Below are 14,348 nucleotides of genomic sequence, written 5' to 3' on the forward strand. Positions count from 1 at the left end.
GCGGATTGCGTCGACCGGGGAGTGCGCGCTACCCGGCTGACGCAGTATCAAGCAAGTTACTGGCCCAGACCGTACCGGACCTGCTAGTATTTCCTATGCGCATCTAAAGGACATAGGAAAACCGATGGAAAGTCGTCTCACCCGGCTGGAAGCCGTTCAAAACGTGCTGCTCGAAATCGGGCAGAAATCCAGCAGTTGTACCGATATCAGCGAATTCCTGCAGGCCGTGCACGCGGCGCTGGGACGCATCATGTATGCCGCCAACTTCTTTGTCGCGCTGTCGCGTCAGGATGGCCCGGTCAACCTGGTGCGCTTTGTGTACTTTGTCGACGAGCTCGACGATCCGCCGGCGCGCGAAGAATACTTTGAACTGGTGGCTGGCGAATCGCCCACGGTGGCGGTGCTGCTGAGCGGCGAGAGCATGGTGATGACCGCCGCCGAACACCATTCCAAACGCGAAGACAACGCCGGTTTCGGCATCGGTACCGTGGCCGAACACTGGATGGGCTGTCCGCTGCTGGACCAGGACCACCAGGTGCTGGGCGCGGTGGTGATCCAGAGCTATGACAAGGAACATACCTTCGGCGAGGAAGATCAGGCGCTGTTCAAGCTGATCGCCAATCATGTGTCGAGCGCGCTGCAGGGCTTGCAGAGCGTGGACCGGCTGGAACGCGCGGTGCGCGAGCGCACCGCCCAGCTGCAGCACGAGGTGGCCGAGCGCAGCCGTGCCGAAAACATCCAGCGCGCGCTGTACGAGCTGGCCAATCTGTCGGCCACCGCTACCGGCGGCAGCCGTCTCAATCTGCGGCTGCACCAGATCATCAGCGAGCTGGTGCCGGCCAAGAATTTCCTGATGGCGCTGTATCACCCGGATACCCAGGAAATCAGCATTCCCTATTTTGTCGATGAGAAGGATGAGATAGCGCCGGTCAAGCGCTTCGATTACGGCATCGGCATGTCCTCATACATCCTGCAGCGCAAGCAGGCGATGCTGCTGGACCGCGTCGGCTTCCAGGCGCTGGTGGACAGCGGCGAGATGCAGCATCCGCTGGGCAATGTCGAGATCGCCAGCTGGATGGGGGCGCCGATGCTGCTGGGCGACCACGCTTACGGCGTGATCATCGTGCAAAGCTATGACGACAGCGTGTGCTATACCCAGGCCGACCTCGACATCCTGGCCTTCATGGCCAGCCACGTCGCGGTGGCGATCGCGCGCATGCAGGCCGATCGTCAAATCCGTCAGGCCAAGGAAACGCTGGAGCAGCAAAACGCGGCGCTGGAAAACGCGCTGACCTCGCTGAAGGATGCGCAGGGCGAGCTGGTGCGGCAGGAGAAGCTGGCCTCGCTGGGCCGGCTGGTGGCCGGCGTCGCGCACGAGATCAACACCCCGCTCGGCATCTGCGTCACCGCCACCAGCCATCTGGTGGAGGAGCTGAAACTGACGCGCGAGGATCTGGCCAACGGCGCGCTGGACGAGGATGGCTTGAACCAGTTCTTCGACATCATCGACCAGTCGCTGAAAATCATGACCACCAATACCCAGCGCGCGGCGGCGCTGGTGCGCAGCTTCAAGCAGGTGGCGGTGGATCAGTCGTCGGACGATATCCGCAGCTTCAATCTGCGCAAGTATCTGGACGAAGTGTTGCTGTCGCTGCAGCCCAAGCTGAAGGGCAAGCCGATCGTGATCGACATCAAGTGCGACGAGCACATCAACATGGCCAGTTTCCCCGGCGCGATTTCGCAGATTGTCACCAATATGGTGGTCAACTCGCTGGTGCACGGTTTCGAGGAAGGGCAGTCGGGCAAGATCACCATCACCGGCAAGGTCGAGGGTGACAATGTCGAGTTCGATTACAGCGATGATGGCGTCGGCATGGACAGCGCCACGCTGGCGCAGCTGTTCGATCCCTTCTTCACCACCAAGCGCGGCTCCGGCGGCAGCGGCCTTGGCGCACACATCCTGTACAACCTGGTGACCGGCGCGCTGGGCGGCACGGTGAAAGTGGTCAGCGCGCCGGGCATGGGGCTGCACTACAAGCTGCGCTTCCCCAAGGTCAAGCGCAAGTGATTATTTGACGCTGGCGGCGGCCGCCTCGATCAGCTTGGCCACTTCGGCCGGGTGCGAGGTCATCACCACGTGCGAGGCGCCGGCGATCACCACGGTCTGCCTGGACTGTGCGCGCTTGGCCATGAAGTCCAGCGCGGCGGCCGGGATGTTCTTGTCGGCCTTGCCGTAGATGAACCACGACGGGATGGTCTTCCAGGCCGGCGCCGGCGAGGCTTCGTTCAGCGCGGCGTCGGTGATTGGGCGCTGACCGGCCGCCATCAGGCGCGCCTTGGCGACCGGCACGTCGGCGGCGAACTGCTGGGGAAATTTGTCTTGCTGGATGTACAGATCCTTGCCGCCATCGGCCAGCGCGACCGGCGGTGCCAAGGTCGGGCCGAGCGTGCTGCCGGGGAATTTGCCGGACAGGCCAACTGCGGTTTCGCCAGCTTCCGGCGCGAACGCTGCGACGTAGACCAATGCCTTGACGTTGTCGGCGCCGCTGGCGGCGGCGCTGATCACCGAGCCGCCGTACGAGTGGCCGACCAGCACCACCGGACCGTTGACACTTTTAACCACCGCGGCCACCGAGGCGGCGTCGCCCTTGACGCTGCGCAGCGGATTGGCGGCGCCGATCACCGGATAACCATCTTGTTCCAGCTTGGCGACCACGCCATCCCAGCTGGAGGAATCGGCAAAAGCGCCGTGCACCAGCACCACGGTGGGTTTGGTGGGCGCGGCAAACGCGAGCGGGGCGGCCAGCGTGGCGGCCAGCAGGGACAGGCGGACAGAGGCGGTTTTCATGGGCAGAGTCCTTTCAGATAGGGAAGGGCTATGCTAACAAGCAATGTTGTGCTTTTTATCTCCCCAAAGACCAGTGCCGGCATCTACCAGTTTAACGAAACGGTCGCGCCAGTCGCCTGTTATAGATGACCAAGTCTCTATTCGCGAGTGCCATCATGCTCTCCATTTCCACCAACTATTCCGCCACCAGTGGCGAGGCGTATCTGGAACTGCTGCAAAAGCAGATGGAGAACGCGCGCAAGAACGCCGAGGCGATCGATCAGCTGTCCAGCCGCACCGATCTGGATCAGAAGGCACTGGCGCGGCAGCGTGTGAAGGAAATCAAGGAGCAGATCGAGGCCTTGCGCAGGATGTTGATGCTGTTTGGCGGCAAGGATGCCAAGGCGGTGCTGCAACAGCTGAAACAGCTGGGCAGCCAGTTGAAACAGGCGGCTGGCGTGCTGCAGGCATCCTCCGAAACCGGCTTGCCGGATGCCACCTCTATGTCAGCCGACACCAGCGTGCCATCGGCGGAAAACGAAACTTCCGACGTCTATAGCGAGGGCCGCAACGCTTATGCCGAGCAACAGGCATCGGCCGATGCCGACGCGGCTGGCGTGGTGCCCACCGTGTCGAGCGACCCGCAGCGCGCCGAGGACGACCGCCAGCTGGAGGCCGCCACTCAGGCGCTGAAATCGCTGCGCTCCAGCCTGGAGCGCATGATCAAAAATGGCGAAGACCGGCGCTGATTATTTCTTCGCCTTGCTGACTTCCACTTCCCAATCCACACCGGATTCGATCTTGTTCTTGGCCGCGTAGTTGCCCTGGTTGAGGGCGATCGACACGTCCAGCAGACTATTCAGATAGACCAGCGGCTTGCCCTTGCCGACGCCGCCAAAGGTGTGCTCGAACGGCGCCACCACGGTGTTGACCAGCTTTTTGTTGTGGAAGATGCGCACCTGCAGCAGGTCGTGTTCCTTCACGTCCAGCTGGGCGAACAGCTGCTTGGGAATATTGGTCCAGACGTTGCCGTATTTGACGTCCAGCACCGGCACGATGCCGCGCAAAGTGCCATTGTTATTGACGGCTTTCTGGTAATCGATCTTGATCACCGATTCGCTCGGCAACTGCGGGCCGACTTGCTCATAGGTGATGGCGCCCGAGGCCAGGCGCGCGCCGACGTAGGCATACACATCGCGGCCGTGGAAGGTGTAGGACTCGCCCGAGCCCGGCAGGCGATTGACCTTTTCATCGATCTCGCGCAGTTCGGCCACACCGTCGCGCTCGGCGATCAGCGTGAACTGGCCGTTGTCCGGGCCGACGAAGTAGCGGCCGGCCTTGGTCTTCAGCACCACCGATTTGCGGGTGGTACCGACGCCCGGATCGATCACCGACACGAACACCGTGCCTTCCGGCCAGTAGTTAGCGGTCTGGAACAGACGGTAGCCGCCGATCCAGATGTCGTAGTCGGGAATGTTGTGGGTCAGGTCGGCCACGGTCAGCTTCGGGTCGACGCCGTAGGCGACGCCGCGCATGGCGGAGACGGCGCCGTCCGAGGTGCCGAAGTCGGTTTGCAGCACCAGCGCGGAGGCGGCTTGCGCCGAGCCGGCGGCGGTCGCCAGTGCGGCGCTGATGCAGAGAGCGGTAAACAGTTTTTTCATGGTGTCCTTTTAGAAGGTGTAACGGGCGCGTGCATAGAAATATGCACCATTGACGCCGATCGGATTGATAAAGTTGTAGGGCAGGGCGCCGCCGTAGGTGGCATCGTTGGTTTCGCGCACGCGGCTCGGGTAGCGGTCGAAGAGATTGTCCGCACCCAGTGCCAGCGTCAGCTGCTTGGTGAGCTTGTATTGCGCTTCCAGATCCACCGTCCACACGGCGGCAAAGCGCTGCGCGTGGACGCCGTCGATGACTTCGGCGTTTTCATCGTAGGAGAAGTCCATCAGCTTGCCGAAGCGGGTGGCGCGTGCCAGCAAGCTCCATTGCGCGGCCTGCCAGTCGGCGCTCAGCACCAGCTTGTTTTTGGGCGAGGCGTTGCGGATGCGGAACAGGCTTTCGTTGGTCAGCACCGTCAGCGACGAGTCGATTTTCTGCAGCGCGGCCGAGCTCTGGTGCACGCTGTCGATGCTGGTGTGGTTCAGATTGAGCGCGGCGTTCAGATCCAGCTTGCCGCCGGCGAAGCTGAGGTCGTGGTTCAGCACCGCGTCCAGGCCGGTGGTGGTGGTGTCCAGCAGATTGGCCAGGTAGGCCACCGACTGGATGTCGCTGCGGTCGATGCTGGCCAGGTAGGCGGTGACGGCGTCGCTTTGCAGGTCGCTGGTGCGGGTGATGCGGTCCTTGATCTTGATGCGGTAGCCGTCCAGCGTGAAGCTGGTGTTGCGCGCCGGCTTCCACGCCAGGCCCAGCGACAGGTTGGTGGATTTCTCCGGCTTCAGCGCCTGCGCGCCAAACGCCTGTGCCAGCGGATCGCTGGCCGGCAGCAGCGAGGCGGTTTGCAGGCCGGTGCCGTCGCTGTTGAAGTTGAGCGTGGAGAAGCGGAAGCCGGTCTGCACCAGCGCCGGCGCGCGGAAGCTGTTCGACAGCGAGCCGCGCAGCAGGAAGTTGTCGCTGAACTTGTAGCGCGCCGACAGCTTGCCGGTGCTGGCGTTGCCGAAGTCGCTGTAATCCGAGTAGCGCGCGGCCACGCCCACCAGCAGTTGCTTGCTGAGGTCGCTTTCAAGGTCGACGTAGACCGAGCGCTGGTTGCGGCTGCCGTCAAACGTATCCTGCGGACGCAGGCCGGGACCGGCTTGCGCGCCCGGCGAGGCGTCGGTATAGGCGCCGGCGGCGTAAGAGGCGGCGTCGCCTGGCGAGCTGACGTAGGTCTCGTGGCTGTACTCGGCGCCCAGCGCCAGGTTGAGCGGCACGCCGATGTTCAGTTCGCGCGTGACGTCGGCGTTCAGCGCGTCCTGGCGGTAGTCGAAGGTGGCCAGGTGGAAGCTGGTCGGGCTGGCCGCGCCCAGCGAGGCGTTCAGCGAGTTGCTGACGTCGTAGCGGAAGATGTTGCCGCCGTGGCGGGCGCTGATGTCCCAGTTCCAGCCGTCGTTGGCGATACGCACGCCGGCCACCACGCTGACATCGCTGCTGTCGCCATGCGTGACCGGGCGGTAGCCATTCGGATAGATCGCTGCCACATTGGTCGGGTCGCCCGGATAGCGGAAGTAGGCGCTGCCATCCGACTTGCGCTGGTTGCCGGTGGCGAAGGAATACAGTTCAACGCTGTCGCTCAGCGGCAGCAGCGCGTTGTAGAAGGCGTAGCTGTTGTGCGATTGCGAGTCGCCGGATTTGAACACCACCTTGCCGTCCAGCGCCTGATCGGCTGGCGTGTAGTTCCACGAAGTCCAGCCGGCGTCGCTGAAGCCGGCGCGCTGGGTCGGGTTGCGGCTGCGGCTTTCGGCGCCAAAGCGCAGGAAGCCGGAATCGCCCAGCGGAATGCCGTAGTCGGCGTTGACGATCTTGGTCTGGCCGTCGGTCTTCTTCTCGTTGGTGGGTTTGAAGTCGGTGTGGTTGGCGCCGTAGCTGACCGAGGCCGAGCCACCAGTGCGCTGCTGCTTCAGCACGATGTTGATGACGCCGGCCACGGCATCGCTGCCATATTGGGCGCCGGCGCCGTCGCGCAGGATTTCGATGTGGTCGATGGCGCCGGGCGGAATCGCATTGATGTCGACCGGCACGGTGCCGGCGAAGCTGCTTTCCGTGTCCAGCACGGCGCTGGCGTGGCGGCGTTTGCCGTTGATCAGCACCAGCACCTGGTCGGGCGCCAGGCCGCGCAGCTGGATGCCGCGCACCGAGTCGGAGGCGCCGCTGGATTCGATGCGGGCGAAGTTAATCGATGGCGACAGCGCCTGCAGGGCGGCGCCGACTTCACCGCTGGACAGCGCGTTCTCGACTTCACGCGCGCCAAAGCGGTCGATCGGCACGGCGGAGTCGAACACGGTGCGGTTGCGGGCGCGCGAGCCGACTACGGTGACCTGGTCGATGGCGGCGGCGTTGTCGCCGCTGTTGTCCTGGGTTTGCGCTTGAGCCGCCGGCAGCGCGGCCAGCAGGGCGCAGGCCAGGGAGCTGAGGCGCAGGGTGGGGCGAGTGTGAGGCATGCGATTTCCTTGCTAGGTCAAACTACGATCTTACGAGCAAGGAAATCTAGTTCCTACGAACAATTGTGTATATGCTTATGCGAGAGCAACCTCAGTCTGGCAGGCGTTCGTTGATGGCCAGCGCCTGGTCGATGTTTTTGATCAGCAGATCGACGTAAAGCGGGTCCAGATGCTTGCCGGCCACCTCGCGCAGATACTCGGTGACGCGCTCGATCGGCCAGGCTTCCTTGTAGCAGCGCTTGTGCATCAGCGCGTCGAACACATCGGCCACGGCGACGATGCGCGCGTACAGGTGGATCTCTTCGCCCTTCAGCCCCTGCGGGTAGCCGGTGCCGTCGTATTTTTCGTGGTGCTGGTGGGCGATCACCGCCGCCGCCTTCAGGATCGGACGCTGCGAGCCGTCCAGGATGGAGGCGCCGACGGTCGGGTGCTGCTTCATGATTTCCCATTCGGCCGCATCCAGCTTGCCGGGTTTCAGCAGCACCGCGTCCGGGGTGGCGATCTTGCCGATGTCGTGCATAGGCGCGGCGTGGCCGAGCACCGCCACTTCATCGTCCGGCAGGCCAGCTTCGCGCGCCAGCATATGGCATACCTCGGCCATGCGGCGCACGTGGTTGCCGGCTTCGTTGGAGCGCGATTCCACCACGTCGCCCAGGCGCAGGATCAGCTCGGCCTGGGTGTCGGTGATTTCCTGGTTCAGCAGGATGTTGTCGAAGGCGATGGCGACGCCGGAGCAGAATACTTCCAGCAGCTTGGTGTCGATCTCGGAGATTTCTTCCACGCCTTTCAGCACCAGCAGCGACGCTTTGCCGCTGGCGTTGGGGAAGTAGCCGATGTAGGTGTCGCCTTGCACGCGCGAGATCTGGTTGCTCTTGGCCTGGTCCAGCTGGGCCAGCACTTCGGCGGTCAGCAGGGTGCCGTCTTCGTCGCCGATCTGGGCCAGGATTTCGTAATCGTTCTGACCGCTGATAGCGGTAGCACCACGCAGACGCAGCAGCATGCTGTGTTCCAGACGCAGCAGCGCCACCACCTGTTGCAGCAGGCCGTTGGCGAAGTCTTTCAGATTGCGCTGGCGGAAAATGTGGGCGGAGGCGGAAATCACGCGCTCCAGCCCTTCGCGGTAATTGCTCTGGGCGCGGTGGGCTTCCTCCACCTTCATGATGTCGCGATAGGCGCGCAACGCGGCAAAGGTGGTGGTGAATAGCTTGGTGCGGTCGAGCTCGGTCTTTTCCTTGTAATCGTTGATGTCGTAATTGACGATCACACGTTCTTCAGGCGCCTGGCCGGGTTGGCCGGTGCGCAGCACGATGCGGGTGAACTGGTTGTTGAGGTCTTCGCGCATCCAGCGCGCCACTTCCAGGCCACTGTCTTCCTTTTCCATCACCACGTCCAGGAACACCAGCGCGATGTCGGTCTCGCGCGCCAGCACTTCCTTGGCCTCGGCGCCGCTGTAGGCGTGCACAAAGCTGAGCGCGCGGCCATCGAGGCGGAAACGGCTCAGTGTCAGTTTGGTGATGTCGTGGATGTCCGGCTCATCGTCGACCAACAGGACTTTCCACGGTGCTAACTTGGGCGCAGCAGAAGACAAGAATGACATATGAACAATTTCCGCAGTTATTTCAGCAAGATGACACTCGATTGTAGTCTTACCTACAGCCATTAACAACAGGCAATAAATATTCCTGCTGCTACGCACAACACTCGGCTGCAAAGATTGTACGACGCGATATTTTGCGACGGCGCAGCGTTAGTCTTCAGTAACGCTTATGTGCACGCTCAACAATACTTCGTTTTTGGCAATATTGCTATCACTAAACTAAATTTGTTGCAGATTTTGCGCCGGATGTGACAGATCGCTTAGCTGGTGAACTGAATCTTGCGTTTGCTTTCGGGCGGTTGCAGCACGTGGTCGAGCGGCAGCACATTGGTTTGTTTGATGCGGCGGAGGGTGATGGTGGATTTGACGTTGGCCACGCCCTGGATGCTGAGGATGTGGCGCGTCATGAAATCCGACAGCGCGCGCAGGTCGGCAGCGACGATGCGCAGCAGGTAGTCGGCGCTGCCGGCCAGGGTGTAGCACTCCAGCACCTGCGGCAGCCGGGCGATCTCCTGCTCGAACTGGCCGCCGGCGGCGGCGTGGTGGTGCACCAGCGAGACTTCGGTAAAGGCCATCACATCCAGCCCGATGGCGGAAGGATCGATCAGCGCGCAGTAGCGGTCGATCACGCCGGCTTCCTGCAGGCGCAAAATGCGGCGGCTGACCTGCGAGGCCGATAGGTGGATTTTGTCGCCCAGCCCCTGGTTGGTAGCCTGCCCATCCAGCTGCAACTCCTTCAACAGCTGCAAATCAAAGCGATCCACGGTGATTGCCGACACAATTCTTCTCCAATTAGCGAAACCATGCACAAAATGTGCATCAATTATATAAAACGTGGAGTATTTCGGGCGCTTTAATCGTGGCGTCACAGCTAAGCTTTCTGCACCTTTCAACCGCCGCAGAAGGACGCCGATGTTCCAGCATGTAGCCCTGTTTCGGGGTGACCCGATCCTGTCACTGAACGCCCAATTTGCCGAGGATACGCACCCGCGCAAAGTCAATCTGAGCATCGGCGTCTACCTCGATGACAACCGGCAGTTGCCGATGATGGCGTCGGTGGCGGCGGCCAAGGCCCAACTGCAGCAGGCATCGCATCCCTACCTGCCGATGGAGGGATTGCAGGACTACCGCGCGCAGGCGCGCGCGCTGCTGTTCGGCGCGTCCGATGCCAGCCGCATCGCCACCATCCAGACCGTGGGAGGCTCGGGCGCGCTGCGCATCGGCGCCGACTTCCTGGCCGACTGGTTCCCGCAGGCGCGCGTCTGGCTTAGCCGCCCGACCTGGGACAACCACTGGGGGATCTTCAGCGGCGCCGGTTTCCCGGTCAGCGACTATCCGTATTACGACCCGCAGACCAAGGGTGTCGACTTCAACGCCATGTGCGACGCGCTGAACGCGCTGCCCGCCGGCGACGTGGTGGTGCTGCACGGCTGCTGCCACAATCCGACCGGCGCTGACCTCAGCGATGAGCAGTGGCGCGCGCTGGCGGATCTGTTCAGCCAGCGCGGCCTGATTCCCTTCTTCGACATGGCTTACCAGGGCTTTGGGCGCGGCATCTATGGCGATTCGTTCGTGGTGCGCCACTTCCACGATCTGGGTATTCCGCTGCTGGTGGCCAGCTCCTTCTCCAAGAATTTCGCGCTGTACGGCGAGCGTTGCGGCGCCTTGCAGGTGGCCTGTCCCGACGCGCGCCAGGCCGCCACGGTGCTGAGCCAATTGCAGCTGACCGTGCGTCGCAACTATTCCAGTCCACCGACCTTCGGCAGCCGCATTGTCGCCTCCGTGCTGGGCGACGCGGCGCTGCGCGCGCAGTGGGAGCAGGAGCTGACGCAGATGCGCAACCGCATGCGCACCATGCGCGAATTGCTGCATCAGGAGTTGAATACGCTTGCGCCGCAGCGCGACTGGGACTATCTATTAAAGCAGCAGGGCATGTTCAGCTTTACCGGGCTGAGTGCCGAGCAGGTGGCAACGCTGCGCCAGCAGCATGGCGTCTATCTGATCGAAACGGGGCGCCTGTGTGTGGCCGCCCTGACCAAGGATGTGCTGCCGTATGTGGCACAAGCTATCGCAGCGCTATCGTAATCGTATCGTAACCCTAACGCAGGTGATCATCATGGAAAAACTCAATCCCACCGTTGTACAGCAATCACTGGCCACCGTGCCGGGTTGGAATCTGGATGCGCAGGGTCTGGCCATCCACCGCCAGTTTGTGTTTGCCGATTTCGTTCAGGCTTTCGCTTTCATGACCGAAGTGGCGCTGGCGGCGGAAAAACACAACCACCATCCGGAATGGTCGAATGTGTACAACAAGGTCAGCGTCACCTTCACCACGCATGACGCCAGCGGCCTGACGCTGCGCGATTTTGTGCTGGCTGAAGCGGCCAACCAAGCCTTCCGTCGCTATCAGCAGGCGTAAATGCGTAATCACGACTGGACCATAGACCAAAACTGGCAGGCTTACACGCCGGAGCAGCACCAGGTCTGGAAGACGCTCTACGAGCGCCAGACCAAGCTGCTGCCGGGCCGCGCCTGCGATGAATTCGTGGCCGGCATGCGCGAGCTGCCGATCGCCGCCGACCGCATCCCCAACTTTGAAGAGCTGAGCGAGGTGCTGATGCGCCACACCGGCTGGCAGGTGGTGGCGGTGCCCGGCTTGGTGCCGGATGAGGTGTTCTTCGAGCACCTGGCCAACCGCCGCTTCCCGTCCGGGCAGTTCATCCGTGGCGCGCATCAGCTGGATTATTTGCAGGAGCCGGATGTGTTCCACGATGTTTTCGGCCACGTGCCACTGCTGATGCATCCGGTGATTGCCGATTACATCCAGGCTTACGGCGCCGGCGGCATGCGCGCCAAGGAGCTGGGCGTGCTCGATCTGCTGGCGCGTGTGTACTGGTACACGGTGGAATTCGGCCTGGTCGAACAGCGCGATGGCTTGCGCCTGTATGGCGCCGGCATCGTGTCTTCTTACACCGAATCGATTTTTGCGCTCGACGACAGCTCACCCAACCGCGTCCGCTTCGATCTGGAACGCGTGATGCGCACGCGCTACCGCATCGACGATTTCCAGGAAACCTATTTCGTCATCCGCAATCTGGAAGAACTTTTAAGCCTGGCACACACCGACTTTGCCCCGCTGTACGACCGCGTGCAGGGACAGTCCGAACTGGAGCCCGGCATGATTCTGCCGCAGGACAGCGTGCTGTCGCGCGGCACCTCTCACTACCACCACCCAACTCTAAGGAAAAATAATGGCAGACTTGTTTGAGAACCCAATGGGCCTGATGGGCTTTGAATTCGTCGAATTCGCGTCGCCGACGCCGGGCGTGCTGGAGCCGGTTTTCGAAAAGCTGGGCTTCACCAAGGTGGCCAAGCACCGCTCCAAGGACGTGACCCTGTACCGCCAAGGCGGCATCAACTTCATCATCAACAGTGAGCCGCGCAGCAATGCCGCGCACTTCGCGGCCGAACACGGCGCCGCCGCTTGCGGCATGGCGTTCCGCGTCAAGGATTCGCACCAGGCTTACGCGCGCGCGCTGGAGCTGGGCGCACAGGCGGTGGAGATTCCAACCGGCCCGATGGAACTGCGTCTGCCGGCCATCAAAGGCATCGGCGGCGCGCCGCTGTACCTGATCGACCGCTTTGAAGATGGTCAGTCGATCTACGATATCGACTTCGAATTCATCGACGGCGTGGACCGCCATCCGGTCGGCCACGGCCTGAAGATCATCGACCACCTGACCCACAATGTCTATCGTGGCCGCATGAGCTACTGGGCCGGCTTCTACGAGCGCTTGTTCAACTTCAAGGAAATCCGCTACTTCGACATCAAGGGCGAATACACCGGCCTGACCTCGCGCGCGATGACCGCGCCGGACGGCATGATCCGCATTCCGCTGAACGAAGAGAGCAAGGCGGGCGGCGGCCAGATCGAAGAGTTCCTGTTGCAGTTCAATGGCGAAGGCATCCAGCACATCGCCATGCTGACCGATGACCTGATCACCACCATCGACGCGCTGCGCGAAGCCGGTGTGCCGCTGATGACCGCACCACCAGCGACCTACTATGAGATGCTGGAAAGCCGACTGCCAGGCCACGGCGAAGATGTGGCGCAGCTGCAGGCGCGCGGCCTGCTGATGGACGGCAGCACCGAAGGCGGCAAGCCACGCCTGCTGCTGCAGATCTTCTCGGAGACCCAGCTGGGTCCAGTGTTCTTTGAATTCATCCAGCGCAAAGGCGATGACGGCTTTGGCGAAGGTAACTTCAAGGCGCTGTTCGAATCGATCGAGCGTGACCAGCTGAAGCGCGGCGTCATTAACGCCTGAACGCCACCGCAATATGCCAAGCCAGCAGGGGTGACCTTGCTGGCTTTTTGCATTCTGGCCACACCATCCATTGGCTGCAACAAAAAGTTTAAAGCCTGAACATTTTGTTGTTTATAATGGCTCATCATATGTACATCAATGGAAGGTGGCATGGCTCAGGCAACAGGCAATCAGGCATTGCGTCGTCGGGTGGATTTGTGGGGCGTGGTCGCCCTCGGTCTCGGTACTGCTATGGGGGTGTCCATCTTTTCCGCGCTGGGCGCGGCCGCCAAGATGGCCGGTCCCGGCCTGCTGCTGGCGGTGCTGATCGCCGCCATTCCAATGGGCTTTATCGCGGTGGCCTATGCGTTCATGGGCAGCGTGCTGCCGACCTCCGGCGCTTCCTACGAATGGCCGCGCCGCTTTCTTCATCCTGCCGTCGGCTTTGGCGTTTCGTGGCTGCGCATCGCCGGTAACGCCGGCGCGCTGGTGATCCTGGCGCTGGTGTTGACGCGCTATCTGTCGATGCTGATCCCGGTGCCGGTCAAGCCGACCATGTTCGCTGCCTTCCTGCTGCTGTTGATTGCCAATCTGATTGGCGTTGGCGTGGCGGCGAATGTGCAGAAGCTGATGATGGCCGGGCTGCTGGTGTTGTTCGCGGTGTTCTGCGCCTGTGGTGCGGCCAGCGGTCAGTGGCAGTCGGCGCATCTGGAACCACTGCTGCCGCATGGCTGGGCGGGTGTGGTGGCGGCGGTGCCATTGCTGATTAATCTTTTCTACGGTATCGAGTCCGCGACTGAGCTGGGTGACGAAATTGCCGACAGCCGCAAGACCGTCGGCACCGGCATCCTGCTGTCGATCGGCACTGCGGTGCTGGTGTATCTGGCGGTGGCTGGCACCAGCCTCGGACTGGTTGGCGCCACGGTACTGGGCGAGAGCCCAGCGCCGATCGTCGATGCCGCCAAGCTGGCCATGGGACCGTATGGCACGCCGCTGGTGGTGTTTGCGGCGGTGCTGGCGATTGCCAAGTCGATGAACGCGATCTTCATGGTGTTCAGCCGCAGCCTGTTTGCGATGGGCCGCAGCGGTGCGCTGCCGCCGGCTTTCGCCAAGGTGCATCCACGCTGGAATTCGCCGCACGTCGCCTGCATCGCGGTATTCGCGCTGGCGGTGGGCGGGCTGCTGCTGCCCACCGAGCTGACTTTCCTGTTCCTGGCGATTAATGTGCCGATCCTGATCAAGTACTTTTGCATCTGCCTGTCCGCGCGCGTGGTGTTGAAAACCCAGCCGCAGTTGTGCGATGGCTTTTCGCTGAGCCGCAACACGGTGCTGACCAGCGCCGTGATCGGCGCGGTGATGACGGTGCTGATCCTGATTATCGGCTTCGACTCGGACTGGCGTCCCTATGCGCTACTGGCCGGATGGTCGGTGCTGGGCGCGATCGTGTATCTGGCGCGCCGCCGGCACGAGGCCAGCTAAAGATTTGT

Annotated in this window: 12 protein-coding genes; 7 read left to right on the plus strand and 5 right to left on the minus strand. The window is 62.3% G+C overall.

What is annotated here, in order from left to right; genetic code table 11:
* Positions 1-124 precede the first annotated feature (124 nt).
* The gene (locus tag GJ699_RS27965; RefSeq protein WP_154382653.1) at positions 125-2,068 is read left to right on the plus strand and encodes a GAF domain-containing sensor histidine kinase; all 1,944 of its coding nucleotides are present in this window, start codon (positions 125-127) and stop codon (positions 2,066-2,068) included.
* Here the strand turns inward: GJ699_RS27965 and GJ699_RS27970 are convergent, their stop codons facing one another.
* A complete protein-coding gene (locus tag GJ699_RS27970) occupies positions 2,069-2,848 on the minus strand; it encodes an alpha/beta fold hydrolase (protein ID WP_154382655.1) in 780 nt (259 codons plus the stop codon).
* A 155-nt stretch (positions 2,849-3,003) separates the two neighbouring features.
* On the opposite strand from GJ699_RS27970, the gene GJ699_RS27975 reads away from it, so the two are divergent.
* On the plus strand, positions 3,004-3,576 hold the full coding sequence (locus GJ699_RS27975; protein ID WP_154382657.1) for a hypothetical protein: 573 nt from the start codon (positions 3,004-3,006) through the stop codon (positions 3,574-3,576).
* Here GJ699_RS27975 and GJ699_RS27980 read toward each other — a convergent pair whose 3' ends face one another.
* The 4 genes from GJ699_RS27980 to GJ699_RS27995 all read right to left on the minus strand — a co-directional run bounded on the left by GJ699_RS27980 (position 3,577) and on the right by GJ699_RS27995 (position 9,336).
* Positions 3,577-4,488, minus strand: a complete 912-nt coding sequence (locus GJ699_RS27980; RefSeq protein ID WP_154382658.1) for an SAM hydrolase/SAM-dependent halogenase family protein — start codon at positions 4,486-4,488, stop codon at positions 3,577-3,579. It lies immediately after the preceding gene.
* A gap of 9 nt (positions 4,489-4,497) precedes the next feature.
* Positions 4,498-6,960, minus strand: a complete 2,463-nt coding sequence (locus GJ699_RS27985) for a TonB-dependent receptor plug domain-containing protein (RefSeq protein ID WP_154382660.1) — start codon at positions 6,958-6,960, stop codon at positions 4,498-4,500.
* 91 nt (positions 6,961-7,051) lie between these two features.
* Positions 7,052-8,557: a DUF3369 domain-containing protein gene (locus tag GJ699_RS27990; protein WP_154382662.1), complete on the minus strand. Its 1,506-nt coding sequence runs from the start codon at positions 8,555-8,557 to the stop codon at positions 7,052-7,054.
* A gap of 260 nt (positions 8,558-8,817) precedes the next feature.
* On the minus strand, positions 8,818-9,336 hold the full coding sequence (locus GJ699_RS27995) for an Lrp/AsnC family transcriptional regulator (RefSeq protein WP_371867693.1): 519 nt from the start codon (positions 9,334-9,336) through the stop codon (positions 8,818-8,820).
* A gap of 133 nt (positions 9,337-9,469) precedes the next feature.
* On the opposite strand from GJ699_RS27995, the gene GJ699_RS28000 reads away from it, so the two are divergent.
* From GJ699_RS28000 to GJ699_RS28020, 5 genes are all read left to right on the plus strand, one after another.
* Positions 9,470-10,642, plus strand: a complete 1,173-nt coding sequence (locus tag GJ699_RS28000; RefSeq protein WP_154382666.1) for an amino acid aminotransferase — start codon at positions 9,470-9,472, stop codon at positions 10,640-10,642.
* A 31-nt stretch (positions 10,643-10,673) separates the two neighbouring features.
* Entirely contained in the window at positions 10,674-10,976 is a 303-nt protein-coding gene (locus GJ699_RS28005) for a 4a-hydroxytetrahydrobiopterin dehydratase (protein WP_154382668.1), read from the plus strand.
* Positions 10,977-11,825 carry a phenylalanine 4-monooxygenase gene (phhA, locus tag GJ699_RS28010; protein WP_154382670.1) on the plus strand — a complete coding sequence of 283 codons (849 nt, stop codon included), beginning with the start codon at positions 10,977-10,979 and terminating at the stop codon, positions 11,823-11,825.
* Positions 11,809-12,882: a 4-hydroxyphenylpyruvate dioxygenase gene (gene hppD / locus GJ699_RS28015; protein WP_154382672.1), complete on the plus strand. Its 1,074-nt coding sequence runs from the start codon at positions 11,809-11,811 to the stop codon at positions 12,880-12,882. Before phhA ends, hppD begins: the two co-directional genes overlap by 17 nt.
* Positions 12,883-13,032: 150 nt before the next feature.
* Positions 13,033-14,340: an APC family permease gene (locus GJ699_RS28020; protein WP_154382675.1), complete on the plus strand. Its 1,308-nt coding sequence runs from the start codon at positions 13,033-13,035 to the stop codon at positions 14,338-14,340.
* Positions 14,341-14,348: the final 8 nt, after the last annotated feature.

The organism is Duganella guangzhouensis (assembly GCF_009674535.1).
Lineage (GTDB): Bacteria > Pseudomonadota > Gammaproteobacteria > Burkholderiales > Burkholderiaceae_D > Rugamonas > Rugamonas guangzhouensis.